The sequence below is a fragment of the Prevotella sp. LMAG:51 genome, assembly GCF_008680225.1.
Lineage (GTDB): Bacteria > Bacteroidota > Bacteroidia > Bacteroidales > Bacteroidaceae > Prevotella > Prevotella pectinovora.
Genome location: NZ_NALQ01000022.1, coordinates 94191 through 120363, shown reverse-complemented (window position 1 = coordinate 120363; position 26173 = coordinate 94191). Strand labels below are relative to the sequence as shown.

18 protein-coding genes and 1 tRNA gene are annotated in these 26173 nt (G+C 46.4%); 12 read left to right on the top strand and 7 right to left on the bottom strand.

Annotation, left to right across the window (positions count from 1 at the left end; translation table 11 throughout):
- The first annotated feature begins 140 nt into the window (after positions 1 to 140).
- From CCC32_RS08065 to CCC32_RS08055, 3 genes are all read left to right on the top strand, one after another.
- A complete protein-coding gene (locus tag CCC32_RS08065; protein ID WP_287073571.1) occupies positions 141 to 2384 on the top strand; it encodes a TonB-dependent receptor in 2244 nt (747 codons plus the stop codon).
- A gap of 131 nt (positions 2385 to 2515) precedes the next feature.
- Positions 2516 to 3373, top strand: coding sequence for a GLPGLI family protein (locus CCC32_RS08060; protein WP_287073570.1), 858 nt, complete (start codon positions 2516 to 2518; stop codon positions 3371 to 3373).
- On the top strand, positions 3374 to 5716 hold the full coding sequence (locus CCC32_RS08055; protein ID WP_287073569.1) for a carboxypeptidase-like regulatory domain-containing protein: 2343 nt from the start codon (positions 3374 to 3376) through the stop codon (positions 5714 to 5716). It begins immediately after the preceding gene.
- A gap of 163 nt (positions 5717 to 5879) precedes the next feature.
- Here CCC32_RS08055 and CCC32_RS08050 read toward each other — a convergent pair.
- Positions 5880 to 5953: transfer RNA gene (locus tag CCC32_RS08050), tRNA-Arg, on the bottom strand.
- A 495-nt stretch (positions 5954 to 6448) separates the two neighbouring features.
- On the opposite strand from CCC32_RS08050, the gene CCC32_RS08045 reads away from it, so the two are divergent.
- A complete protein-coding gene (locus CCC32_RS08045) occupies positions 6449 to 8224 on the top strand; it encodes a hydroxymethylglutaryl-CoA lyase-like TIM-barrel protein (RefSeq protein ID WP_022315552.1) in 1776 nt (591 codons plus the stop codon).
- Positions 8217 to 8759: an HDIG domain-containing metalloprotein gene (locus CCC32_RS08040; protein ID WP_082028581.1), complete on the top strand. Its 543-nt coding sequence runs from the start codon at positions 8217 to 8219 to the stop codon at positions 8757 to 8759. Before CCC32_RS08045 ends, CCC32_RS08040 begins: the two co-directional genes overlap by 8 nt.
- A gap of 105 nt (positions 8760 to 8864) precedes the next feature.
- Here CCC32_RS08040 and CCC32_RS08035 read toward each other — a convergent pair whose 3' ends face one another.
- From CCC32_RS08035 to CCC32_RS08025, 3 genes are all read right to left on the bottom strand, one after another.
- Complete coding sequence (locus tag CCC32_RS08035) at positions 8865 to 10118, bottom strand: ATP-binding protein (protein WP_287073568.1); 1254 nt, start codon at positions 10116 to 10118, stop codon at positions 8865 to 8867.
- Positions 10119 to 10373: 255 nt separating this feature from the next.
- Positions 10374 to 11561 carry an ATP-binding protein gene (locus tag CCC32_RS08030; protein WP_287073567.1) on the bottom strand — a complete coding sequence of 396 codons (1188 nt, stop codon included), beginning with the start codon at positions 11559 to 11561 and terminating at the stop codon, positions 10374 to 10376.
- A gap of 498 nt (positions 11562 to 12059) precedes the next feature.
- Positions 12060 to 13526 carry an AAA family ATPase gene (locus tag CCC32_RS08025; RefSeq protein ID WP_287073566.1) on the bottom strand — a complete coding sequence of 489 codons (1467 nt, stop codon included), beginning with the start codon at positions 13524 to 13526 and terminating at the stop codon, positions 12060 to 12062.
- Positions 13527 to 14357: 831 nt separating this feature from the next.
- Between CCC32_RS08025 and CCC32_RS08020 the strand changes: the two genes are divergently transcribed.
- From CCC32_RS08020 to CCC32_RS08010, 3 genes are all read left to right on the top strand, one after another.
- Positions 14358 to 14702 carry a type II toxin-antitoxin system RelE/ParE family toxin gene (locus tag CCC32_RS08020; RefSeq protein WP_287073565.1) on the top strand — a complete coding sequence of 115 codons (345 nt, stop codon included), beginning with the start codon at positions 14358 to 14360 and terminating at the stop codon, positions 14700 to 14702.
- Between the two features lie 4 nt (positions 14703 to 14706).
- A complete protein-coding gene (locus CCC32_RS08015; RefSeq protein ID WP_022316695.1) occupies positions 14707 to 15039 on the top strand; it encodes a helix-turn-helix domain-containing protein in 333 nt (110 codons plus the stop codon).
- Positions 15040 to 15973: 934 nt separating this feature from the next.
- Positions 15974 to 18727, top strand: coding sequence for a putative LPS assembly protein LptD (locus CCC32_RS08010; RefSeq protein WP_502705610.1), 2754 nt, complete (start codon positions 15974 to 15976; stop codon positions 18725 to 18727).
- A 343-nt stretch (positions 18728 to 19070) separates the two neighbouring features.
- Here CCC32_RS08010 and CCC32_RS08005 read toward each other — a convergent pair whose 3' ends face one another.
- Together CCC32_RS08005 and CCC32_RS08000 are read right to left on the bottom strand one after the other, a co-directional pair.
- The gene (locus CCC32_RS08005; RefSeq protein WP_022317584.1) at positions 19071 to 19535 is read right to left on the bottom strand and encodes a MaoC family dehydratase; all 465 of its coding nucleotides are present in this window, start codon (positions 19533 to 19535) and stop codon (positions 19071 to 19073) included.
- A 62-nt stretch (positions 19536 to 19597) separates the two neighbouring features.
- Entirely contained in the window at positions 19598 to 19993 is a 396-nt protein-coding gene (locus tag CCC32_RS08000; RefSeq protein WP_278839805.1) for a DUF8479 domain-containing protein, read from the bottom strand.
- 284 nt (positions 19994 to 20277) lie between these two features.
- Between CCC32_RS08000 and CCC32_RS07995 the strand changes: the two genes are divergently transcribed.
- The 3 genes from CCC32_RS07995 (at position 20278) to CCC32_RS07985 (ending at position 24406) form a co-directional block, all read left to right on the top strand.
- Positions 20278 to 21279: a leucine-rich repeat domain-containing protein gene (locus tag CCC32_RS07995; RefSeq protein WP_287073562.1), complete on the top strand. Its 1002-nt coding sequence runs from the start codon at positions 20278 to 20280 to the stop codon at positions 21277 to 21279.
- Positions 21280 to 21283: 4 nt separating this feature from the next.
- Positions 21284 to 23362, top strand: coding sequence for an RNA degradosome polyphosphate kinase (locus CCC32_RS07990; RefSeq protein ID WP_287073561.1), 2079 nt, complete (start codon positions 21284 to 21286; stop codon positions 23360 to 23362).
- Positions 23363 to 23497: 135 nt separating this feature from the next.
- Positions 23498 to 24406 (top strand): Ppx/GppA phosphatase family protein, encoded by a 909-nt coding sequence (locus CCC32_RS07985; protein ID WP_287073560.1) that lies wholly within the window; start codon positions 23498 to 23500, stop codon positions 24404 to 24406.
- A 59-nt stretch (positions 24407 to 24465) separates the two neighbouring features.
- Here the strand turns inward: CCC32_RS07985 and CCC32_RS07980 are convergent, their stop codons facing one another.
- A complete protein-coding gene (locus CCC32_RS07980; protein ID WP_287073559.1) occupies positions 24466 to 25338 on the bottom strand; it encodes a M15 family metallopeptidase in 873 nt (290 codons plus the stop codon).
- 363 nt (positions 25339 to 25701) lie between these two features.
- On the opposite strand from CCC32_RS07980, the gene CCC32_RS12670 reads away from it, so the two are divergent.
- Positions 25702 to 26046, top strand: coding sequence for a nucleoside-diphosphate kinase (locus CCC32_RS12670; protein ID WP_082026266.1), 345 nt, complete (start codon positions 25702 to 25704; stop codon positions 26044 to 26046).
- Positions 26047 to 26173 lie beyond the last annotated feature (127 nt).

Here is a 26173-nt window from a genome sequence, read left to right as displayed (position 1 = left end):
TATGTGAGAGAAGTCTCAGTGCTGATTTATATAGCTTGCAGAAAATAATTTGCTTTTTATTATGTATTGAGTTGATTTTGCATTATCTTTGCCTTTGTAATATTTTGAAAAGGAAATGATGAATCAAAATGAATCTGTGGATGAATAGAATAATAAAATTTTTATTTATACTATTATTAATGCCGATATCTGTTTATTCTCAATATTCTGTTCGTGGAATAGTGATAGACGATAATGGATCACATGTAAATGGAGCGCAAATATCCCTTTATCAGAATGGGGAACTTGCAGCATTGACACGTTCTAATGTTGATGGCGAATACTCCATTGACAAGGTTTCTCAAGGGAAATATCTCTTGGTTGCAAGTTGCGTCGGACTTGCAAGTGAAGAGGATTCGGTTTTAGTGGATAGGGATATGTCCCATAATTTCATACTTGAAACGAGAGATATAATGCTTGATAGTATTGTTGTAAATGGTAAAAACAATTATGCTTCATCAAGAGGACATGTGTTCATTTTGTCGAAGAAGGCTAAGGAGAGCGGAAACCCTTTTGTCGCCTTGCAAGAAATTCCATATATCTATAGTGACCCTGTAAATGAAACCGTTCGTTCTTCTGATGGTCAGTCGATGATGATTCTCATAGACGGAATTAGAGTGAATTCGGGAATAAGTCCTATTGATCCGTCTCGCATCAAGTCTGTGGAGATAATCGATGTGGTTGGCGCAAAGTATATGCGGCAAGGAGTAAAACGTATTCTAAATATAAAACTAAAGGAAACTTCGATATATACTTATGCACAGTTGGCTGCTCATGCCGATTATCCAGAAAAGTCCTTTTTTGCTATACCGAAGTTTGAAGTCGGTAACAGTAACATTTCTCTTTACGGTGATGCTTCTTTCGGTGTGAGCCATAGTAGGCAAAAGAATACTTATAATCTTGTATCGCCAATGTTGGTCAAGTCCTATTCCGGGGATTCTAAAGGTAAAGAAGTAGATTATGACTATTCGTTGATGCCAAAGTGGCGTATTTCGGAAAAAGATTATTTTGCAGCATATATTCAAGGAAATGTAAATAGGGAAACCAATAATAATACTTCTAATGGTGAATCGAATCACCATGATATTTCCCGTGGCAGTACATCAGACTATAGTTCCCATCTGTTTTCGGTAACAGCATACCATAAGCACCTCTTTTCAGAAGATGCTGAAATAGAAACGTACGCAGTATATTCGGATAATCGGGCTGAAAATACTAACAGTCTGGAAGAAAATGCAAATGGGAATAAGGACTTGAATGCTCAGAAATATGACAATAGGCACAAACAGCTTACATTGACAATGAATTTTACTAAAGACTTTGACAATGGCGGGAGTCTGGAAATAGGGAACGAAACGCAATACTCTTATGACAGGATTGAGAACATTGGCATTGAAGATTTTCTATTCAGTCATCACCGTTTGAATGAATGCGTATTTGCCGGATATACCGGGATGTTGGTGCGAAAACTGACATACGATGCTTCAGCAGGAATGGAGTATGTCTCTATGAAATCAGACAGTATAATTCACCGTTATTTCAGACCGCGTCTCTCTCTTGGCTTGTATTATAATATAACTAATAACTTGAGCACACGGTTCAGCTATACATATAGTAACACACCACCGCCTGTCGCAATGCTTTCTCCATACAATACTTCTGCCGATACGCTTCTTGTCAGTCATGGAAATCCTTACCTTATGCCTTCTGAAACGCATTCTTTCGGATGGAATTCGTCATATCTTATAGGCGGCTTGTATCTTAATACGAGTGTGTCTTATGGAATATCAAACGACATCATTGAGCCTGTACACATTGAAGAAGGAGATGGTGTGCTGCTCACTACATATGGGAATATGGGGCGTTATCGCTCATTGAAGTTGAAGTACTATATGTCATGGCGTATCAGAGGTTTGTTTTTAATGATGGATTTAGCTCACAACGTCAGTTATTATACAACTGCTGGAGCAAAAAAACATTTTTCCGGTATGTTGATGTTGAGCAAAAAATGGGGAAAGATAGAAGCACGTACCGCTTTTTCCTATCAGAATTACTTACACACCGAATTCTCGAGGACCAAAAACTACAACCCAGAGAGCAGTCTCACACTCTCGTATAGTTTCACACCAGATATCCTACTGTCAATAGGATGCTCAAGCTTTATCGGTAATCCGCGTAGTAAAACTACGATAAGTACTGGCCAATACAGGAGTGTTGCATATTTAACGAAAAAGACATTTACTCCATGGATTTTATTCAGGTGGAGTTTTAGAAAGAACGATAATAAAAAAATAGGACTTGAAAACGAAATAATGCGTGACCATGAGAACAAGATAAAACTGTAAACGGCTCTTGAAGTGTAATATAATTTAAAGGAGTTGCTAATATCAATGCTTCTTTGTTCCATTTCATAAATTTTCCCTATTTTTGCAATAATCTTAAATTTCCAATCAGAGCAAAATTAAAACTGACAGATATGCAAATCAAGAAGATAACGGCTTTATTCATGATGCTGGCAGCAGTGGCGAGTCCGGCATTTTCGCAGTCTGTGCATGGCGGCACATTGCCACCGCTGAAACCGGTGGAGAAAACGGTGTATGACACGGCATACGTGAAGGTGTATTATGAATTCTCATACAGGCCAGACTCTCTCAGCAAGGGGAGGAAGGAGGGTCAGACGATACTGCTCAAGGGCGACAAGGCACAGAGCTTCGTCGACTATTTTGACGACAGGACAGATTTCATCAACGACTCGCTCGCCGCTGCCAAACGCCCACCGATGGAAGCCTTCACGATGAATGTGGGAATGATGAAAAGAAAGGCATACGAATATCCATTGGTGATAGACCGCAGTCGCAATGTGGCAATCATACAAGTGAACAACGTGAACAAATATCAGTACACCCAGCCAGTTCCGGAAATCAGTTGGCAGACCGTAGAAGGCGACACCACAATATGCGATGTGGCATGCAGGAAAGCCGTGTGCCGTTTCGGCGGCAGAGACTGGACGGCATGGTATGCCCCTACGTTTGATTTGCATACAGGACCATACCTCTTCGGAGGATTGCCAGGATTGATATTCAGTATCTGCGACACAAAAGACAACTACCGCTTCACGCTGAATGGCCTGGAAAACCTCGGCAATGGAGTGCCCGTATATCTCAAGTCGAGCAACAAAATATTGCATACTACGCGTGACAAAGTGCGCAAGGCAGTGGAAAACGAACAGGCTGACATATACAAAGCTTTCCAGTTGCAGAACCCGGGTGCGGTGTTCACTCCACAGGCTGGTGACACCGGCAGACGCCCCTATAACCCTATAGAACTCGAATAGATGAAAAGAATACCCACTCTGCTGTGTGCGTCACTCTGCGTAATCATCGCTGAAGCCCAGAATGAAGGAGACGGAATACGCCGTACGACGAAACTGCCGGAAGTCACTGTCAGACTGAAACCTGTGGAGCAGGTTGGCGACACAATAAAATACAACGTGTCTGCCTTTCAGGGCAAGGACGACCATTATCTGGAGGATGTGCTGAAAAAGATGCCCGGGATACAGGTGTCGCCAAACGGTACGATACTCTATAAGGGCGAAACAATAAACCAGTTTAATATAGAAGGACAGAACCTCCTCGGCAACAGATACAGTCAGGCAACGCGCAACCTCCCAGTAGAGGCGATATCACAGGTGCAGGTGATGGAGAACGACCAGCCCATCCGTGCACTGAAGTCTACGGTTCCGTCAGACAGGGCAACGCTGAACATCAAGCTGAAGAGCGGCTACAAGATGCGCCCCTTTGGAGAACTGGAAGGTGGAGCGGGATATGGCGAGGATGCCACATGGAACAACCACCTGTCGGTGATAAACATCGCCGCCAAGAACCAGCTGCTCCTCACGGCAAAGATGAACAACACAGGCGAAAACTTCAGCGGCAATGCCCTCTCAAACAATATCAATGTGAGCGACCTGGAAGGTTACGTGGCATTGCCGCGCAACAGCGTGAACGCTATGGAAAACATCTTCTCGCCGATACCGCAGCAGCGCTATCTCAAAAACAAATCGTATTCCGTCGGATTCAACCACATGCATAGGGTGGGGCGGTATGGCGGACTGCGCACTAACATCGACCTCTATTCCACTGCCGACAACCTTGCCGACAGCACCTATTATCTCTATGGCGGAGCACATACCGCCACTCTCTCGCAGAGCAACCGCATAAAGGTGGGCGAGAAGACCATCGCCCCAAAGTTCAAATACGAGCTAAACGCCCCCAAAGTGTATCTCCTCGACCAGCTGTCGGCATCCCTCTCTTATCATACGGGTCAGAACGACATCTATAGCAACGGCAGACAGGTGGGGCAGCAGGTGACACGCCATCCGTCATACGTCCAAAACAAGTTGGCGATGACGATAAGTTCCGGCCTGCATACCTACAACATCGGTTCCACGCTCTTCTACTTCCGCCGAAGCGAGACGTTGGCGGCGACTGATGCCGGGGGAGTCTATGACATCCGTGAGCGCATCGGTTTCAACCGCTTCAAGACAGCCAACAGTATTTCCACGTCATTCCCCCTGTTCGGCAATATCCTCGACCTGAGATACGAATTTTCATATCTCTCAGACAGGGTGAGGATAGACGCTGCCGACGACAACGACAACAGCAGTCTGCTCAACACCATTGCCCCTTCATACACCATGCGCTATTCCAAGGACATACTGGTGCTGGATTGTCCCATAAACCATTATGCCGCAAAGATACCATGGCGGTCAGGTGGAAGACATGTCAACCGGACATCCCTCTCGCCATCCGTGCGCTGGAACCACAATTTCTCACCCCAATGGCGACTCACCATCGCCGGGGCAATGCTCCAAGGCGCTGACGACGATGTCATAACGCCGCAGGCCTACCGCTCCGACTACCGAACTCTCACCGCTACCCCAGACCGCATGGGGTGGGCACGGTCGTCGAATGCGTCGCTGAAGATAAACTATGGCGATTTCGTGAATATGTTCACATGGAACCTCCTTGCCACAATGTCGTGGCGCCATTCCGACTGGCGTTTTGCCTATGATATCAGCAACGACCTCACGAAGCTGACTCCTCTGTGGCAGTCTGCCACCACACGCTATCTCATGGCACAGACACGGGTGGAGAAGACTTTCACACAGGTACATGTCGCCATACAAGGCACCGTGAGCTACAGTCGCAATGAGTTGCCGGTGGTACAGAACGGACTGCAGCAGCGTGTGGTGTCGAATGTCGCCACGTCGTGTCTGTTGGTAAGATGGTATGACTTGTCGTGGCTGCAGGTCACTAACGAAGCAACCTTCAACCTCTCCTGGCAAGACCGTTATGCCAACAGCAACAGTCAGACGCTGAAAAGCCTTTTCAACGATTTCAGTCTTGTGCTTTCGCCCCTCAGCCGTCTTTCTCTTACGGTGTCATGCGATTACTCTTTGTTGGAGACATCCAAGGGTGAGTATAACTCCATCCTGTTTGCCGATGCCAAGCTGCTCTATACTCCATCCAAGAGATGGGAACTGGGTCTGCGTATCGACAATGCCTTGAACCGCAAGCAATATGTAGACGCTTCCTTCACCGGTTTCAACTACCGTTATTTCTCACTTCCTTTGCGGGGCAGAGAAGCAATGGCCACGGTGAAGTACAAGTTTTAGAATAGATGGCTGTGGGATTCAACCCCACGACCTTCAGAACTTTTTATTTCCAGATATCAGCTATTGGTGGTGATAATGGCTATTGATGGAATAATGATTATTGATGGGATAATGTCTATTGATGAATAATGTTGAAATTGCTTGTCGCATATATATAAACAAGTGACTCCGGTGGGATTCAAACCCACGACCTTCAGAACCGGAATCTGACGCTCTATTCAGCTAAGCTACGGAGCCATAAAATAATAGTCACAATATATATATATGCACTGACACTCAATTTCAGGCTGCAAAGATAATGTATTTTTTTGATATGAAGAAATGATTGGCCGATAGTTTTAACCCAAATTGGTTATCAGGGCTGCTTGACACATGCGATGAGGTGATGACAACAACTGCTCCCAGCCAGTGTGTTCCCTCGCTGCAAAAGTAGAGAAAACGGCAGCAGGCAGGATGAATGTTGTTAATATACACCTTGACGAGTAGTATCTCGACTATTTGTAAACTTGATTTTACATTGTTGAATAACGTTCCCCTCCAAGGTCGATAAATTGTATTAAAATGCAGTTGGAAAGCAGTTTTTTCGTTCAGAATTTAGTTTATTCCCAAAAAACGATTACATTTGCAAAATAAAAACACACGCAACAGACTCAGTACGGTGGGACATGAATAGTAGTTGTGATTTTGAATGTCCGCTAAGAATAGCCTGTTACGCTTTAAATCGAAGACGAAATGAAAAAGAAAATCCAGTTCAGTCTCGTATACCGAGACATGTGGCAATCTTCTGGCAAGTTCCAGCCGCGCAAAGATCAGTTGGAGCGCATCGCTCCTGTGATAATCAAGATGGGATGCTTCTCTCGTGTGGAAACCAACGGAGGAGCTTTTGAACAAGTCAACCTTCTCGCCGGCGAAAATCCTAATGCGGCAGTAAGAGCATTCTGTAAGCCATTCAATGAGGTGGGTATAAAGACTCACATGCTCGACCGCGGTCTTAACGCTCTGCGTATGTATCCGGTGCCTGACGATGTGAGAGCACTTCAATATAAGGTGAAACACGCCCAGGGCGTTGACATCACCCGTATCTTCTGCGGACTCAACGACGTGAGAAACATCATCCCGAGCATCAAGTGGGCTCTTGAAGCAGGAATGACACCACAGGCTACACTCTGTATCACCACTTCGCCTGTACACACCGTGGAATATTATTCTGCAATCGCCGACAAGCTCATCGCAGCAGGTGCTACAGAAATCTGTCTCAAGGATATGGCAGGTATCGGTCAGCCGGCATTGCTCGGAAAGCTCACCAAGTCTATCAAGGACAAACATCCTGAAATCATCATACAGTATCACGGCCACTCAGGTCCGGGTCTCTCTATGGCATCAATCCTCGAAGTCTGCAACAACGGTTGCGACGTTATCGATACAGCCATCGAGCCATTGTCTTGGGGTAAGGTTCATCCAGACATCATATCAGTGCAGAGCATGTTGAAGAACGAGGGCTTCGACGTTCCGGAAATCGACATGAACGCATATATGGAGGCACGCCGTCTCACACAGGAGTTCATCGACGACTGGTTGGGATGTTTCATCAACCCAGGCAACAAGATTATGAGCTCACTGCTCCTCGGTTGCGGTCTGCCAGGCGGTATGATGGGAAGTATGATGGCCGACCTCGCAGGTATCCATCGCTCCATCAACTCTATCCTCCGCTCTAAGGGCAAGGAGGAATATTCTACCGACGAGATGCTCGTGAAGCTCTTCGACGAGGTGGCTTACGTATGGCCACGTGTCGGCTTCCCACCACTCGTAACCCCATTCTCACAGTATGTCAAAAACATCGCCCTGATGAACCTGCTCACCATGGCTCAGGGCAAGGGCCGCTTCGTGATGATGGACGACGCCATGTGGGGTATGATCCTCGGCAAGAGCGGTACGCTCCCTGGCAAACTCGACGACGAGATTGTGGCTCTGGCAAAGAAGAACGGCAAGGAATTCACCGATGCCGATCCTCACACCCTCATCCCTAATGCTCTCGATGGCTTCAGAAAAGAGATGGACGAGAACGGATGGGAATATGGTCAGGACGACGAAGAGCTCTTCGAGTTGGCTATGCACCCGGAGCAGTATCGCGACTTCAAGAACGGTATGGCAAAGAAGCGTTTCCTCGCTGACCTTCAGAAGGCAAGAGACGCCAAGCTCGGAAGCAACCTCACACCAGAGAAGATTGCAGAGTTCAAGCATGCCAAGGCAGACGCCGTTGTCTCTCCGGTTAAGGGACAGGTGTTCTTCGAGTTCCAGGGCTCAAGCGAGTGCACACCATGCATCGAGCCGTTCATCGGCCAGCACTATGATGAGGGACAGACCTTCTGCTATGTGCAGGCGCCATGGGGACAGTTCGTTGAAGTTCCTGCTTGTCTCGGCGGCAAACTCGTGGAGATTGCCACACGCCAGGGCGGCAAGGTGAACCGCGGCGACGTGATAGGATATATAGAGCGCGACCATGATTGATTGGGAAGCGATAATAGACAAATACTGCGGTGAGGATGATGGCGAGTTGCGCCACATCCTCATCGTTCACTCACGGTCTGTGGCGCAGAAAGCGCTGCAGATTGTTTCTTTGCACCCCGAACTGAATCTCGACCGCGACTTCATCGAAGAGGCGGCGATGCTCCACGACATCGGCATCATAAAGACCGATGCTCCCGGCATACACTGTCATGGCACGGAACCATACATCCGCCACGGCATTCTCGGAGCAGAGATGCTGCGCAGCGAGGGACTGCCTCGTCATGCCCGTGTGTGTGAACGCCATACCGGAGCAGGACTCAGCAAGAGGGAGATAGAGACGCAAGACCTGCCTCTGCCCCATAGGGATTTCCTGCCTGAGACCCTCGAAGAGCAGGTGATATGCTATGCCGACAAGTTCTTTTCAAAGACGCATCTCGACAGGGAGAAGACGGTGGAGAAGGCAGAACGCAGCATAGCAAAATTCGGTGACGAAGGTTTGGAACGTTTCAAACATTGGGAAGAGATTTTCGGTTGACAGACACCGGGAATCTTTAATTAGGTATAAAGTATCGAAAAACAACATATTCTCAAAATTACAATTAGCAAAAATAGAGATTCTTTACAAACTTTCGCCAATTAGTCACACCTTCATCAGCCACTTCCACACCGGTACCACAGGTATTCCCTCCTCTGTACCCTCCTCATCATACGTAATCAGCAGGCATTTCCAATCCTCGTGAGCTTTGGCATATTTCGTCAGTGGCGGCACCTCCCTGTTGTATGTGGTCTCATCCTTGATGCTATAGCACACCTGTATGGCCAACTTCTCTTCAGACACTATGAAGTCTATTTCCTTCTCAGCGTTTAGGAAAAACACATTCTCCTTGCCAAATCGTCTGCACAACTCCACCGCTACCATATTCTCCAGTAATGATGTCTCTGAGTTCATCAGAAACAGGTTCAGCAAGCCGTTATCGATAAAGTAATACTTCTTCTGAGTCTCTTTTTCCGTCAGCTTTCCAACCTCATTCTCCATGGGCAATATAAGCCAACTGTCAGCGGCATACCCCGCATAGTCAATCGCAGTAGGCACACTAATGGGCGACCCCGTTGCCACAATCACATTCTTCAGCCTGTTATACGACAGAGGTTGCTTCACGCTCTCTGCCATTTTCTTGATCAGGATGTTCAGTACCCTGTCGTTCTTAATGTTGTTTCGCGCACAGATGTCACCCAAGTAGATTTTCTGGTAAAGACTTGAAAGCATTGCCCTTTTGTTCTTAAACGACAGGATTTCTGGCAGACCTCCGTAATAAAAGTATTCATTCAGATGCCGCTTCACCTCACTTCTTTGGATAGTGTCATACTCCCAATGCTCCTTCAGTTCTACCTGCTGTGCTGCCAGATACTCTTTGAATGAATATGGGTATGCATCATAGATAAAGAACCGTCCGCCCAGCGTAGTTGCCACCTCTTTGCTCAGCATCTTCGCATTGCTGCCCGTCACATACACCCTGTATTTCGCATCAGCCAATCTCCGCACGAACTTATCCCAGTGAGGAATGTTCTGCACCTCGTCCAGAAACACCACCGGCTTCTTACCATACAGTTCCAGGTGGGCTTCCAGCAGACTGTTGAAGTCCTCCGTCTGGAATTCCGCCAGACGCTCATCCTCAAAGTCCACAAACAGAATCTCGTCCCATCCCTTTCCTGCTGCCTGCAACTGACGCACACGCTGATACAGCAGGTACGACTTACCCGCATGTCTCACGCCAACTATCACATAATTGCCATTCTCTTCAAAGTCAGTGGGACGGTTCACAATCACCGCCTCATCCACTTCGCGCTGCTTACTAATTAGGCACTGTTTGATGACATCTTTACTGATACTCATATAAATTATATTTAATAAGAGTTGTATGATTCTATAAAGTTTGGTTTACAAAGTAAGGTGTTTTCTATAAAACAGAATTAATAAACTCTGATTTTTTACTATATTTTCACACTTTTTTATCACAATCCATGAGTTTTTGCCATTCTTGGTCTGGGTTTACCTATTGTATTGTGTCAAATATGTCTGTCAGATACGAAACGATTCTTCTTCCACGTTGCCACTTTGAACTCAGGTTACTAATTATTTGTCCTTAAGTTATTCGAATAGTTTTCTTAGATCCATGTTCAAGAAAACTTCTGGAGAGATACCTTTCTCGCCTACGATAAATATCGCCGACGGATGGAAAAGATTGCGGAAACGCTCTAAGCCCGTGGTATAAGCCTCTCCATTACTTTTTACTTCTATAGCTATGAATTTCTGATTCTTCTTGAGGATGAAGTCAACCTCGTCGTTGCCTTCTCGCCAGTAAAAGACCTCAAAACGATGGGTAAAAGCTTCGCTTAATATGTAGGCTCCTATGGCGGATTCAAAGAATTGTCCCCATTGTTTACTATCAGAAACGGCTTCTTGAAATGTTAATCCTAATTGAGAACTCAATAAGGCATTGTTGTACACTTGGTATTTAGGAATGCTGGCACGTTTGCGGGCTACATCTATAGAGAATTTCTGTAGTCCCGTGACAAGTCCGCTATCGCTCAAAAGATTTAGATAGCCTGCCAATGTAACTGTGTTGCCAGCATCTTGCAATATTCCCAGCATTTTTGTTAGAGAAAGTATCTTACCCGAATAAGCTACGCTCAATTCGAAAGTTTGACGAAGCAGAGCAGGCTTCCCTATTGGAGAATCCATCAAGATGTCCTTGTTTATAGTAGCATCAATGATGGCTCCGCTAACATAGTTCTTCCAACGTTCTTCGTCACCAATAAGCATGGCAGCTCCCGGGTAGCCTCCAAAATAGATGTATTGTTCAATAGTCATTCCAAAGGCTTCTTTCATTTCTGGATAACTCCAATGGCTCATTCTGATTTCCTCATATCGTCCCATGAGAGATTCTGCCAATCCTTTTTCTAATAACACCCTTGACGAGCCTAATAATGCCACTTTGATGTTGATGTGATTTAGACTATCAGCGTCCCATTCTTTCTTTACATATTCACTCCAGTTTTTAAGTTTTTGTATCTCGTCAATAACCAAGATCATTTCTTCAAGTCCTTGTGTGCGCATTTGAAGACGTGCATTATTCCAGCAATCGCTAATCCAAGTGGAAGATGTTGAAGGTATGGTGTCGGCAGAATAGAAAAGAAACGGTTTACTTAAATCATCCAATACTTGCTTGATAACGGTAGATTTTCCAATCTGTCGTGGTCCCATGATTACTTGGATGAACATTCTTTGTTCACCTAATCTCTTGATGATGGTATCATATATCTTTCTTTTGTACATGGTCTGTTGTTTATAGATGATGATGTGATATGTATAGTCTTGCTATATTTAATGGGGGCTTTCAAGTTGTTTTACTCAGCATAATGAATAATTTTACTCAGTCGGCTGAGTAATTTTACTCAACGGACTGAGTAAAATCCCATCTTCCGATGGCAAATATAGGACTTTTATCTGAAATAACCGCATCTGGTATGTATATTTTTGATTATTGTACAAAAGTATTCTCTGAAATTACTCATTAAAACCCAAACAAAAAGCATTCAACTATAATCAGTGTTTAAGCATATTTAATCAACAGAGTTTGGGGATAAGGCGAAAATCATTCAACCAACCTCAGGCTTACAGTACAAATCCATTCAACTTTTTCTAGGGTAGTACAGACACATACGTTTCGCTTGGTGGCTCCAATGGGTGTGCTGACCAACTTACGAATTGGGACGGAACACAAAAAGTGGGATTGGGTGCGGTTCTAAGAAAGAAGTAAAAGAGGTAGAAACCTCAAGAATGGGACACTAAGAATAAGTCGTTTCCTATTACTTGCCTATTTATCTTTCTTGCATACATATTATTATATAGCCCATATGGCGTAATGAAGGTTGGAATGAGAGTTTTTGTTGTCTTCGTCACCTTCTTAAACACATTTAAGCGGTGTGCCAGGTGGGTATCGTATGCCTTGCTGATTTCATATTCCCCATTACAATACTTCATTTCGCAGACAGAAATCGATCTGTCAGAACGGTCTATCAGTAAGTCTATTTGCGTTCCATGTTTCAAATCTTCGTCAGTCTCCTCATCTGCCATGACTTTTGCAGTAGGACGATAAGACCATGAACAAGGAGTGTTGATGCTACCGTCTATGCCCAAAGCCTTGACTATTTCGTTGATGTGGTGAAGACATACGATTTCAAAGGCATGACCACACCATGACTCATACTCAGCAGTGGTCTGCATCTTGACCCAATAGTTATCTAGGAATGAACCCTTGTTGTGCATGAATTTGAAATAAAACAGGCAGAATGGGTCTATCAGCTGATACATCATATCTTTCTTCGACTTGCCGAATGGGGTATAGCTTCGGATGAAATTACATTGCTCTAACTCCTTAAGTATCAGACTAAACCTTCCGTTGTTAGCCAATCCTGTAGCATCTAACAAGTCAAGTCGAGTCATACCCTTTCCCTTATTTTTTAGGGCAGTAACTATGGCAAGATGATTGTTGGCTTTCTTAAAAAGCGAATTGAACAGACGGTCAAACTCTTCTGAGAGTTCTCCGCCACGTGTGAAACAAAGTTGCTGAATATTTTGCGCTACGCTTTTGTTGTTCTCGAAAAGAGACAGGTAATAAGCCACACCGCCCATCGCCATATAACACTCTATGATTTCAGGTCGCTCATAATAGAAACCTTGCGATTTAAAATACTCTTCAACCTCATGCAGTTTGAATGGCGAGAGCAGAATATTGTGAGTAATGCGATTGTGTAGTCCTCCTCGTGAATTGATAACATGATTAAGCATCCAGGTGGTAGCACTTCCGCAAGCTATCAGTTTGATATCGCTACGGTAGGAAGCCCAATCGTTCCAAAAATGTTCTAAGGCGCTGATAAAGTTGGATGCATAAGTGTCGAACCAAGGGAGTTCATCGAAGAAGATGATTTTAGTTCCGTTAGGCATCTTTTCCAATGCTTTCTGAAGAAGTCGAAAGGCTTCCGACCAATTGGTAGCATCTGTATCTATGCCTAACTGGTCGTTAAGTGCGAAGCTGAAACTTGCAAGCTGTTCCTTGGTAGTTACATTGTCTTTGCCAGTTACACGGAATGCAAACTGATTTTCAAACAGTTCTTTCACAAGAAAAGTCTTGCCTACACGTCGTCTACCATAGATAGCAATAAATTCAGATTTACGACTTGAAATATAGTTTTCAAGCTTTTCTATCTCAAGTTCTCTGCCTATAATATTCTCCTTCATATCTATTTCATATTAATGGAATATGTCGCAAAGTTACAGAAAACACGAGATTACGACAACTTTTAAGCAAGAAATCTGTCGTAATCTCACTTTTTTATTGAGATTACGACAGGTTTTGATGATAAAAGCCCAAATTAAAGACTTTAAAATAGGAAACAAGGCATTAGTGTCCAATTTTAAATTGGACACTAATGTTCTCTGACTTGGAAGTAGTGGCATTATCCCTGTCGGCATTAAGGGCAGAATTGATGCCAGGCGGCTGCCTAATAAGTTCATGTCGCAATAACCATATTTCAGTTTTAACCCGAATCGGCCATTAGGGCTTGCTTGGATTTTGGTATTTTAGAAGAGTGGATTTAGTTTGTCTTACCCGTTGGCGGAATTAATTTAAGTTGGTCGATATGAGCAAAAGTTGCCCATATCGCTGATTCTTAGTAAAAACGAGAATTTCTGAAAAACTGTCAGATTGTCTGGTTTTTTGTCGTAATATTCTGTCAATCAGATAGTTGCCTGCCAGGCAATTGTCAGCCTATTGTCTGGATGGTTTGCTGATGAAAAGAGAAGGTTCGTTGGAATGCCATTTTGCAGGAGCCAGAAATGACAGACGTATGGAGACGAGTGGAAGCATGTAAGGAGAAATTTTCACATTCATATTTTCTCCCCTATTTTTGAATTTCCAAATTTAGGGAAATAAAAGAGTGAATAAGTTGCGTATCTGATACTATCAAGTCGTGAGAGTGTTAAAGATGAGGTCTGATTTAATGAAAAACCGAATTTTTGTATCGTAGTTTGGAAACAAAGCGTTATCTTTGTACTATAATTCAAAACAAAATGGGCATCAACAAGCTAAAAGTGGTGTTGACAGAAGAAGCACAAGCCTTTTTGGATGCGCAACCATTCAAAGCTCAGCAGAAGATATACTACAACATCTTCAAGGTTGAGGAAGGAGTGATGAAAGTTGACATCTTCAAGAAACTGGAGAATACCGAGATATGGGAGTTTCGCACTCTCTACAATGGTATCTGCTACAGGCTTTTCTCCTTTTGGGACACTGAGGAAGAGACTTTGGTTATTGCCACACATGGCATAGTCAAGAAAACTCAGAAGATACCACTAAAGGAAATTGCCAAAGCAGAAGAGATAAGAAAAGAGTACTTTAATAATAAAAAGAAATAGCATTATGGCACAGATGAAATTGATACCAGCAGACAATATGAAAGATAAACTTTGGGGTAAAAGAGGTACACCAGAGCGCGAAGCCATGGAAGTCAAACTCAAAGAAGATGTAAACGCCTATATTGTTGGCGAAGCCATACGCAAGGCTCGATTGGCACAAAACCTCACACAAGAACAGCTTGGTGAACGTATCGGTGTGCAGCGTGCTCAAATTTCAAAGTTGGAGAAAGGTACAAGTGTTATCACATTGCCAACCATGAGTCGTGTATTCCAAGCATTGGGCATTGCAACGGCTACCCTTGATTTGGGTGTTGCAGGAAAGATTGCATTGTGGTAAAATGGAAAAGATAAAGAAACTTCGGTTATGTAACCTTTTGTTTATGCCAATTGCCTTGTTGGTATTGCTGTCAAGTATACAAATGGAAGCGTGTGGAAGTAAATTCAATTGTTTTGGGCAAGCAGCGTGCCCAACATGGGCAAGGTGCTTGCCCTTGGTGAGTAAGCTGCTTGCCCCTGATGGGCAGAATTGATGCCAGGCGGCTGCCCAAATAAGTGCATGTCGCAATAACCATATTTCAGTTTAACCTAAATCGGTCTGTAGGCTTGTTTGGATTTGCTTTTACAACAGAATGTGGATTTAGTTTGTCTTATATATGCAACGCAGTTATCATGGATGAAACATAGACTTGTAATGGATGAAACATAGACTTGCAATGGATGAAGCATAGACTTGCAATGGATGAAACATAGACTTGTAATTCATGAAATATTGACCTCTGATTTCCCCCACGCCGTGGGGAACGGAACCCCCTAATGTGGGGATGTCTTCCCCCTGGCGTGGGGGGAAATATGGGATGCCGAAAGGCATGATACTTCTATGATACTTTTATGATACTTTTCTGTAAAATATCCAGAAAAGTATCATCGGGTTAAGTCTTTAGTCTATAGCATTTTAGGAGCTTGGCGGCGGCGGAGAATGATACTATGTAGGCGCATCCGCGATTCTTTGTGTATACGGCTCAAAAAAATCGTCCAAGTTATTATTTTACCGTCTCCAAACGTTAAATAAAGCATAAAAGGTCAGGCGGATAAGCGATATTATGCGTAAAAAGAGTAATTTTGCATTCTGTATTCATTCCTGTGGGAATTACGACAACCGGTTTATTAACTAAGACGACATCGCATAATACGATAAGGTGAGAAAGAAATCCACTATATTCTTATTGCTTTTCGCCTTTCTCTTTATATTGGCAGGCGCCGAGACGCCACTGATGAGAAAAGACAAAAAGCATGCTGAAACAAAAGACTCTACAGTCCTTGCTGACACGCTGGGACCCGACACACTATTGTCTGACTCCGCATCCGGCGAGCCGGACACTACGCTCATGGACTCCATGCAGCTCGCAATCTACAAACACAACAAGATGGTGGACGACTCCATCCGTCTCGACAGCATGAACAGGGCAAAGTCTACAGGCGTAGACGCGCCAGTGAAATTCTCTGCCCAAGACTCCATGGTCTACAGAGCATCCGACAAGCTCGCCTTCCTCTATGGCAGTTCAAACGTGGTGTATCAGAACATGGACCTCTCGAGTGCCGACATCACGATGAACATGGACAGCAGTCTTGTGCGAGCCACAGGAGTGAAAGACACTATCGGAGATCTGCAGGGACGACCAGTGTTCAAGATGGGCGACACACAGTATGACAGCGACACTATAGCCTTCAACTTCAAGACGAAGAAAGGCTTCATCAATAATGTATACACCGCCCAGGAAGACGGATTCCTCACCAGTCAGCGCTCCAAGCGCAACGAGAAAGGCGAGCTCTTTCTGGAGCACGGCCGCTATACCACCTGCGACGCCGAGCATCCCGACTTCTATATAGCCCTGTCGAGAGCCAAGGTGCGCCCCGGCAAGGACGTGGTGTTCGGTCCGGCATACCTCGTGGTGGCAGATGTGCCGCTGCCTCTCGCCATCCCCTATGGCTTCTTTCCCTTCACCAAGAGCTATTCCAGCGGATTCATAATGCCGTCGTATGGTGATGAGAGCGCCCGCGGATTCTATCTGAAAGACGGAGGATACTATTTCGCCATGAGCGACAAATGGGATCTGAAGCTCCTCGGCGAGATATATACCAAGGGCTCATGGGGAGTGTCGGCGGCAAGCAACTACCGCAAGAGATACAAATACAGCGGCAGCTTCTACTTCAGCTATCAGGACACCAAGAACGGCGACAAGGGCATGCCCGACTTCACAGAGCAGGAGAGTTTCAAGATACAGTGGAACCACCGTCAGGACCCCAAGGCAAACCCCTTCAGCACACTCTCGGCGAGTGTCAACTTCGCCACGTCGAGCTATGAGCGCAACAACCTGAACAGCATGTATAACCCGCAGTCGATGACCCAGAGCACGAGAACATCATCCGTGAGCTGGAGCACCACATTCTCAAGTCTGGGCATGACGATAAGCGGAACCACGAACCTCAGCCAGAACATGAGATACTCCACCGTGGCAATCACGCTGCCAGACCTCAACATCTCGGTGAGCCGCTTCTATCCGTTCAAGCGCAAGCGCATGGTGGGCAAGGAGCGCTGGTATGAGAAGATCTCGATGAGCTATACCGGTAGTCTCAGAAACTCCATCGACACGAAGGAGGACATGATAATGAAGTCGAATCTCGTGAAAGACTGGCGCAACGGCATGCAGCACAGTATTCCTATCAATGCCAACTTCACGCTCTTCAACTATATCAACATCAACCCGTCGATAAACTTCACCGACCGCATGTATACCAACAAGGTGATGCAGAGCTGGGACGAGCAGAGCCAGACCGCCGTGAGGGATACCACCTACGGATTCTACAACGTATATAACTGGTCGATGAGCGTGAGCGCATCAACGAAACTCTATGGATTCTGGGTGCCGAACAAGAAAATCTTCGGCGACAAGATACAGGCCATACGCCACGTCATCACGCCACAGGTGTCATACAACTACGCTCCAGACTTCAGTTCAAGCCGATACGGATATTACGAAACCTATCAGAAGACCGACGCTCAGGGCAACGTGACGCTCGAACAGTATTCTCCATTCTCAGGTTCGCTTTTCGGAGTGCCGGGAAAGGGCAGGACGGGAAGCATCGCCATGTCGCTCTCAAACAACATCGAGATGAAGGTGAAGTCAGACAAAGACTCCACGGGATTCAAGAAACTGAGCATCATAGACGAGCTGGGAGCCAACATGTCGTATAATATGGCGGCGAAAGAGAAGAAGTGGAGCGACCTGACGATGAACATCCGACTGAAGTGGTGGAAGAACTATACGTTCAACATGACCGCCGTGTTTGCCACCTATGCCTATGAGCTTGATGCCAACGGCCGGCCGTACGTGGGCAACCACACGGAGTGGGGCAAGGGACGCTTCGGACGCTTCCAGGGAATGTCGCAGAACATCTCATATACCCTGAATCCCGAAAAGATAAGGAAACTCTTCGGCGGAGGCAAGGATGAGGACAAGAACAAGAAGACAACGGGCGACGATGACGACGACACGGGAGTGGAGACCAATGTGGACGACGACATGATGAAGGCGCAGAACGGTGCCAAGAAGCAGACCAGCCGAGCCGAGACCGACGAGAACGGATATATGAAGTTCTCCATGCCGTGGTCGATAACCTTCGGCTATGGCATCACGATGAGGGAGAACACCGCCGGCAAGTTCAACACCAAGACGATGCGCTATCCGTACAAGTTCACCCAGAACCTGAACTTCAGCGGAAACATACGCATCAGCGACGGATGGAACATCAGCTTCTCTTCCGGCTACGACTTCGAGGAGCACGACATGTCAATGACCACAGCTTCGCTGCAGCGCGACCTCCACTGCTTCAGCATGAGCTGCTCCGTGGTGCTGGCGCCATACACGTCATACAACTTCTCCTTCCGTTGCAACGCCGCAACGCTGACCGACGCTCTGAAATATGACAAGCGCAGCGGTTACAGCAACGCTGTGGAGTGGTATTAAACACCAAGACATCAGACCGTCAATTTTATTTTCAGACAAGCCCCGATGACCGATTGGGTATTAAACCCAAATCGGTCATTAGGCCGTTTAATGTATAATTTTAATAACTGCTTGCAGTCTTTTGCTTTTTATAAGGCGTCTTTTGCTCGTTTTTAATTCGCAATAGCCCGCTATTACTCATTAAAAGCCAAACAAAATCCACTCTTCTAAAAAACAAAATCCATGCAAGCCCTAATGACCGATTTGGGTTAAACACCAAGCCCTGACCACCGCATATTGAGACACTTTCTCAATCATCCCGGTAGTCAGGGCTTGTTCTGTGTTGTTCTGTTTCTCTTTCGTATTACTCAAAGTAATACAAGAATGTGGCAACGCCTTCGAGAGCCTTCTTGCCAGTCTCCTTGATTTCGATGCGGAATTTGATTTCAGCCTTTGTCACACCGCGCAGGTTGGCGATAGACTGCAGGTCGGTTACGAGGCGGATGCTCTCGCCAGACTTCACTGCCTGTCCGAATTTCATCTTGTCCATACCGTAGTTCACCATCATCTTCAGGTTGTTCACCTCGATGATCTGGTTCCAGAGATATGGAAGCATGGATAGAGTGAGATAGCCGTGGGCGATGGTTGTCTTATATGGACTCTCCTCCTTTGCTTTCGCCGTGTCCACATGAATCCACTGGTGGTCGAGCGTAGCGTCGGCAAACATGTTGATGCGCTCCTGAGAGAGCTCCACATAGTCAGAAGTTCCGAGGTTCTTGCCCAGATAGGCAGCGAACTCGTCGTAGTTGTTGATGATCAGTTTTGCCATTTTCTTGATGTATTTATTGTTTATATGTGTGTTATTTCCTTACGGATGCTGTCTCCGCATTCCTATTGTTTGTAGTCGCTTTTCGTGATGGTTGTCTCGAAGAGTTTCTTTCCCGGATGCTTTGTTGAGTGGAAGGTATACATGAAGTTGTAGCCCGCCTCTTTGTATGGCCTCACCGAAGTGGTGCCACGCAGTGCCTTAATCATATCCTCCTTGATTTCAGAGTTTGCTATTGCCGTGGTGTCGGCAGGTCCCTTCACCGAGAGATAGTAGTGTAGCGTGAGCGTCTGTTTGTCAAACGTCATGCTGTCGGTCACTATCGCCTCGTTGATCTGCACGGGGCAGTTCTTCTCCGTGTATTCCTTCGCCTCCCTTGCCGCACGGTCTTCCAGACTCTCCTGACATGCCGACAGAGCCAATGCAGCAGCGGCAAGCATTATTGTTTTTCTTGTTGTCATATATATGCGCTGTTATAAGTCGTATTGTTTCGTTGCAGTCTGGGTTGGATGCCACACCTTATTATAAATTATATATATGGTTTCATTATATAAGTATATATAGCTTCGTGGCGATGTTCCTGCATCATCCGGCTGCGATGCAAAGGTACAAATAATATCTGAATAACAGGCATTTGTCACCGATGTTACAAAGCTGTAACACATGCTTAACGGTATTTTAATACCATTTTTATGGATGGTACGATGGATTTGGACTACTTTTGCAAACATATTAATGACAGGTTATGAAAGACTTAAAGAAATCAAAGTTGGCAGGATTCAGGAAAGTGTTGAAGTCAGACGACAAACTCGAAAAGTTGGTATTGGATGTGGCGGTGAGAAAGACCATCGGCAGCAGGGAAGACCTCGACGGGGTGTTCTATTCCAAGAACGGCAGACGCGTGCTTATGGCATCCAAGAGCATAAGTGGTTCGTATACCGTTTGTGAGGGAGTCAGAAAGATTGATTCTGATGCCTTCTGGGGCTGCGCCTATCTTGAAAGTCTCGTGTTGCCCGAAGGACTGGAGTCGATAGGCCATGAAGCCTTCGGCAGATGCATCTCCCTGCGCAGCATAGTTATTCCAAACACCGTAGGCGAAATCGGTACCAACCCATTCCTGGGGCTCGATCATCTGGCAGTGGAAAGTAAATCCCCCTTTGTCACCACCGACGGCAAGGCAGTGTATGCTGATGGCGGCAAGCGTCTTGTGTCGTTTATTTCGGATGCAGAAACCTTTAGCGTGCCGGAAGGCGTGGAGGAGATCGGCGAGAAAGCCTTCTCCGGCAAGAGCCGTCTGTGCAGTGTCATCTTGCCGGCTACGCTGAAGAGAATCGAAGACGAGGCGTTCTTCGATTGCGACGCCCTTCGCTCCGTTGTCATTCCGCAGTCGGTAGAAACCATCGGCGAGTGTGCCTTTGCCGACTGTGCCGTGCTGCGCAAAGTGGAGTTCGCAGGAGTGCCGCTGAAGATGAAACGCACAATGCTCGCCGGATGCGATGATATCAATCTCATATCCATTCCGGCTGAGAGCATCGGAAAGTTCCGCAAACTCGTGAGAGACTACGACGACCGCGTGGTGGAGCGCAAGGACGAAAGCCAGCCGATGGCAGCTGCCGAAACACCATCGGAACCGGAAACCGTCGGAGCAGAGGCTGCCGACGCCCCTCAGCCAACCGTTGTAAAAGATGCAAAAAAGAAAAAGGACACCAAGGATAAAAAGAGAAAATCACCAGTATATAAGAAATGACACCATGAAAGAAAAGAATTTCAAGGATGCCTACGTTGACAGAGACATCAGTTGGATGTATTTCAACCATAGGATACTGCAGGAAGCACAGAAAGAAGAACTGCCGTTGCTGGAACGATTGTCGTTTCTCGGCATCTATTCAAACAACCTCGACGAGTTTTTCCGTGTGCGCATGGCATCGCTCACACGACTCCTGGAGTCGCTCGACAAGGGAGCGAAGAAAGATCGCGAGCACCTGAAGCAGACGATGAAGACCATCAACAGGCTCAATGCCATATACAGCCACGAATACAGCGACACCATCGACCACGTGTTTGAACTGCTCGAGAAACACAAGATACGCCTTCTCGACGAGAAGCATCTCAATGCCGAACAGGAGAGGTATCTCAAGAACTTCTATTACGACAAGCTCAACGGAGCCACCAACCCTATATGGCTCGACGAGATAGACGAGATAGGACAGCTGCAGGACAACCGAATCCACCTCATCGTGAAGAAGACAGAAAAAGAAGGCAACTTCGGCAAGGCACCCAAGACCGACTATGCCATAGTGAAGGTGCCCGATGCCGACTTCGGACGCTTCGTGGTGATTCCGTCGAGCGACGGATACCAGAACGCTATGTATCTCGATGATGTGGTGCGCTTCTGTCTGCCGCTCATCTTCATCGGATTCACTCCCAGCAACTATGAGGCATATTCGTTCAAATTCACCAAAGACGCCGAGATGGAGATGGAAAACGATTCCGACTACGGTGTGCTGGAGATGATTGCCAAGGGAGTGAAGAGCCGCAGACGCGGAGAACCCGTGAGAATCATCTACGACCATCTCATGCCGAAAGACATGCAGAAGAAGATAATGGCAAGACTCAACGTAGACCATCTTGACGCAGCACTCGCCAGCGGCAGATACCAGAACCACAAAGACCTGATGAAATTCCCCGACTTCGGACATGAGGAACTGAAGTTCCCCAAGTGGAAACACATCATGAAGAAGGAATTCGTGGCAGAGGAGAGCATCATGATACAGATTAGGGAGAAAGACCGCTATATCCACGTGCCATACCATTCGTTCGACGGATATATCCGACTCCTCAGAGAGGCTGCGCTGCATCCCGACGTGAAAGAGATAAAGACCACGCTATACCGACTCGCCAGCGACTCAAAGGTGGTGAAAGCCCTCGTTTGCGCCGCACGCAACGGCAAGAAGGTGACAGCAGTGGTGGAGCTGCTCGCCAGATTCGACGAGAAGAGCAACATCAAATGGAGCAAGAGAATGCAGGAAGAAGGCATCAACGTGATTTACGGCGTGGAGGGACTGAAGGTACACTCCAAACTGCTGTATATCGGAACGAAGAAAGGCAGCATCGCCTGCATCGGAACTGGAAACTTCCATGAGGGCAACGCCAAGGTGTATACTGACTATCTGATGATGACGGCGAGAAAAGAAATCGTGAGCGAGGTGAACAAGGTGTTCGACTTCATCAAGCGCCCCTTCTCGCAGCCGCGCTTCCGCGAACTGCTCGTGTCGCCAAACGCCATGAAGACAAAGCTGCTCCAGCTCATCAACAACGAGATAAAGAACGCCAAGAACGGTAAGGAGGCTTGGCTGAGGATAAAGATAAACCATATCACAGAGGTGGATATGGTGAACAAACTCTATCAGGCATCACAGGCAGGAGTGAAGATAGAAATCGCATTGCGTGGCAACTGCTCCCTCGTGCCTGGAATACCGGGAGTGAGCGACAACATAAAGGTGGTGGGAATAATCGACCGCTATCTAGAACATTCCAGAATCATCATCGCCTGCAACGGCGGAATGCCGAGATACTATATCGGCAGTGCCGACTGGATGCCGCGCAACCTGCTCAACCGCATAGAGGTGCTCACACCGGTCTACGACCTCGACATGCAGCGGGACCTGCTACGCACCGTGGAGTATGCCGTAGCCGACACCACTAACGGAAGAATAGTAGACGGAAAGGGAACCGACCGCATACAGACTTCGCCAGACGGAGTGAGCTTCCGCTCGCAAGAGGCATTGCAGGAGGCTTATACCTCTGCCGAAATACAGGATCAGAAGTGAGGACAGAAATGATGACGGCTGATGCCATTGCGAACTAATGAAATGCTTTCATCATTGCGGACTAATGAAATGTTTTCATCATTGCGGACTAATGAAATACTTTTATCATTGCGGACAATTTAAAAGATATAATATATGAATTACGAACTGGGAGACATCTCCTTCAATATGGCAGCCATCGACATCTGTTCAAACGGTGCGAGACTGCTGATAAAGAATTTCTTCAGAAAAGACGGAATCGGTGACCCCGTCATCAAGCGTGTGATGTATATGCGTGTGCCGCTCCGTCTGGGAAAAGACGTGTTCTCTCTTGGCAAGATATCAAAGGAGCGCCAGGAGAAGATGCTATATATGCTCAAGGCATTCAAGCAGATAATGAAGCTCAACGATGTGGTGAGCTATCGCGCCTGTGCCACATCGGCAATGCGCGACGCAGAAAACGGAGAGAAGGTGTTGCGATTCCTCTATCGCAAGACCGGCATCAAGGTGGAGATAATAAAGGGACAGGAAGAGGCGCGTCTGCTCTGCAACAACATCGTGGAGAACACCGACTGCAACGTCGGCGATTTCGCATACGTTGATGTGGGTGGCGGTAGTACCGAGATTTCACTCCTCCACAACGGAATGCTCGCCCACAGCCGGTCGTACAACATCGGTACGCTGAGAATGCTCAGCGGAAAGGTGTCGCAGGCTGACATCGACGAGATGACGACAGACCTCTCGCTATATGCCAAGGAGATTCCGGATATCCGGATAATCGGTTCGGGAGGAAACATCAACAAACTCTTCAAACTCACACATCAGAAGAAAGACCCGAAGGAGATTCTCGTGAGCGAGATAAAGGACATGCGCGACAAACTCAGCAAACTCAGCATCGAGGAGCGCATAGAGCAATATGGACTGAAGACCGACCGTGCCGACGTAATCATTCCGGCTGCCGACATCTATGTGGCTGCTGCCGAGGCACTGGGGTGCGACAGGATTCATGTGCCGAACATCAGTCTTGCCGACAGCATCGTTGACGGATTGGGAACGGAGAGATAACCACCAGACGGGGCTTTATTGTCACATGCTTTCATGCTGCATGCCCTTAGTCTTTCAGACTATTTCTTTTCGAAATGCTGGTAATCCTGCGACCGCTTCCATCCGCCTCCCCATGTGAAGCCACGCTTCCTGAATTCCTTGTAGGCAAGGTCGTTGCGGTCAATCTTATATTTGAAGTCCTTTGAGCGGTCGGCATATCGCCGTGCGCTCAGAGGACTTACCGTTATCTTCCCGTTCGCCCCCTTCCTCACGTATGGATTATACAGAGGGTTCAGGTCGATTGCCTTGCCGTAGCTGTGGTTTGAAGGCACCTTCGTGCCGGCCACATATCTGAAATTGAAACACGACGTGTTGTTTGCCTCCATCGACTTCAGGTCGTCAGCGTCATAGTTGTCTATGAGCACCATCCTCTCTATGGGATATTTCTTGGCGAAGAGTGTCTCGAAGATTTCCACCAAGTCGTTGGCGATGCTCTTGTGGCACACCAGTTCTCCCAGACAAATCTTGCCCTTGTCGTTCCAATGCAGCACCTTCACGTAGCGCAGCGACTCACGGCTCACCGTGCAGCCTTTCTTATATGATTTGCCCTGCATCCTTTCGAAAACGCGGTCTGGAATGGGCTCGCTCATGAAACATTTATTCAGGTCGTAGCCTCGCAGCGTCAGACTGCTTATCGTCTTGCCAGCCTCCCAGTTCTTTAGGGCTGTTCTCTCTCCTCCGGGCCTTTGGTCTTTTTCCGTTATGGATGTTGTCTGTCGGTTGCCGTCAGTCAGGTTTGTCGTTTCTACGGATGTTGTCTGTCGTGCGTCGTCCGTCAGGTTTGTTGTCTGCTTTGCATAGGCAAATCCAGTGGCGAGGCATATGGCAACAAACGTTGCTGCCGTAGTGATGGTGGATGGTCTTCTGTTGGGAAAACTGTGATTGTCTTTCATATTGTCGTGAAGTTCTTTTATCCTAAATCGGTCATTAGGGACTGCAAGCAGTTATTAAAAATATACCTTAACGGCCTAATGACCGTTTGGTGGTTGTCTTGCTGCCGTAGTGAAAGCTCCTGTCTGGCGTTTCCTTTCGCTCTTCGGAGTCGGCAGCTTACTGTGTGTGATACCGTATTTATGCCTTGTCTTACGGCATGGAATACTGCAAATATATGTTTTTTTTCGCTAACAGAGGCATTTTTGTTCTATAAACGATATTGTTTGGATAATTTTTCTTACCTTTACACCCCGAATGACTTAGTATCTTAATTTAGTATATAAAAAATAGATATAACTTTAATTCTAGTAAACTTTAAATCTATGGCATTAGAAAAAACCTTAATTTTGCTAAGACCGAGTGCTTTGTCGCGAGGTTTAGCAGGAGAAATTCTCAGTGTCTTCTATAAGAAGGTGCTGCGGATCTGCGGTTTGAAGATGATGCTGCCCGACGAAAAGATTTCTGACGGCCATTATTCCCATCTCGCAGGCAAGAGTTTCTTCAGGCGCGCCAGGGACCCCGCCTGTCGTGGCAGTATGTCTGAAGAGTGTAGAAGCAGCGTTGGCTGTGGACATTCTTTCAGAGTCAAATGGATGCAAAGCAGCTCCGTGGTCTGTTCGGAACATTTGTCGCATGAGTTGGCTGGAGTGTATCGTGCTTGCGCATGATTCTCTTGAGGACGCAGCGACAAAGTGGAATACGGTTCTTCCGCATCGACAAGTTCTTCGATAGGAAACCGGGTCTGCTATCCAAATTATATGCTTCTGACGATATTTAATTTTTTAATTATTTTTT

Bases quoted from the DNA above. Each gene is read 5' to 3' on its own strand.
- CCC32_RS08020 (WP_287073565.1), top strand. From the start codon at position 14,358: ATGGGCATCAACAAGCTAAAAGTGGTGTTGACAGAAGAAGCACAAGCC.
- CCC32_RS08025 (WP_287073566.1), bottom strand. From the start codon at position 13,526: ATGAAGGAGAATATTATAGGCAGAGAACTTGAGATAGAAAAGCTTGAA.
- CCC32_RS07995 (WP_287073562.1), top strand. From the start codon at position 20,278: ATGAAAGACTTAAAGAAATCAAAGTTGGCAGGATTCAGGAAAGTGTTG.
- CCC32_RS08045 (WP_022315552.1), top strand. From the start codon at position 6,449: ATGAAAAAGAAAATCCAGTTCAGTCTCGTATACCGAGACATGTGGCAA.
- CCC32_RS08005 (WP_022317584.1), bottom strand. From the start codon at position 19,535: ATGGCAAAACTGATCATCAACAACTACGACGAGTTCGCTGCCTATCTG.
- CCC32_RS12670 (WP_082026266.1), top strand. From the start codon at position 25,702: ATGGCATTAGAAAAAACCTTAATTTTGCTAAGACCGAGTGCTTTGTCG.
- CCC32_RS08065 (WP_287073571.1), top strand. From the start codon at position 141: ATGAATAGAATAATAAAATTTTTATTTATACTATTATTAATGCCGATA.
- CCC32_RS08035 (WP_287073568.1), bottom strand. From the start codon at position 10,118: ATGAGTATCAGTAAAGATGTCATCAAACAGTGCCTAATTAGTAAGCAG.
- CCC32_RS07980 (WP_287073559.1), bottom strand. From the start codon at position 25,338: ATGAAAGACAATCACAGTTTTCCCAACAGAAGACCATCCACCATCACT.
- CCC32_RS08030 (WP_287073567.1), bottom strand. From the start codon at position 11,561: ATGTACAAAAGAAAGATATATGATACCATCATCAAGAGATTAGGTGAA.
- CCC32_RS08010 (WP_502705610.1), top strand. From the start codon at position 15,974: ATGAGAAAAGACAAAAAGCATGCTGAAACAAAAGACTCTACAGTCCTT.
- CCC32_RS08040 (WP_082028581.1), top strand. From the start codon at position 8,217: ATGATTGATTGGGAAGCGATAATAGACAAATACTGCGGTGAGGATGAT.
- CCC32_RS08055 (WP_287073569.1), top strand. From the start codon at position 3,374: ATGAAAAGAATACCCACTCTGCTGTGTGCGTCACTCTGCGTAATCATC.
- CCC32_RS07985 (WP_287073560.1), top strand. From the start codon at position 23,498: ATGAATTACGAACTGGGAGACATCTCCTTCAATATGGCAGCCATCGAC.
- CCC32_RS08060 (WP_287073570.1), top strand. From the start codon at position 2,516: ATGCAAATCAAGAAGATAACGGCTTTATTCATGATGCTGGCAGCAGTG.
- CCC32_RS08015 (WP_022316695.1), top strand. From the start codon at position 14,707: ATGGCACAGATGAAATTGATACCAGCAGACAATATGAAAGATAAACTT.
- CCC32_RS08000 (WP_278839805.1), bottom strand. From the start codon at position 19,993: ATGACAACAAGAAAAACAATAATGCTTGCCGCTGCTGCATTGGCTCTG.
- CCC32_RS07990 (WP_287073561.1), top strand. From the start codon at position 21,284: ATGAAAGAAAAGAATTTCAAGGATGCCTACGTTGACAGAGACATCAGT.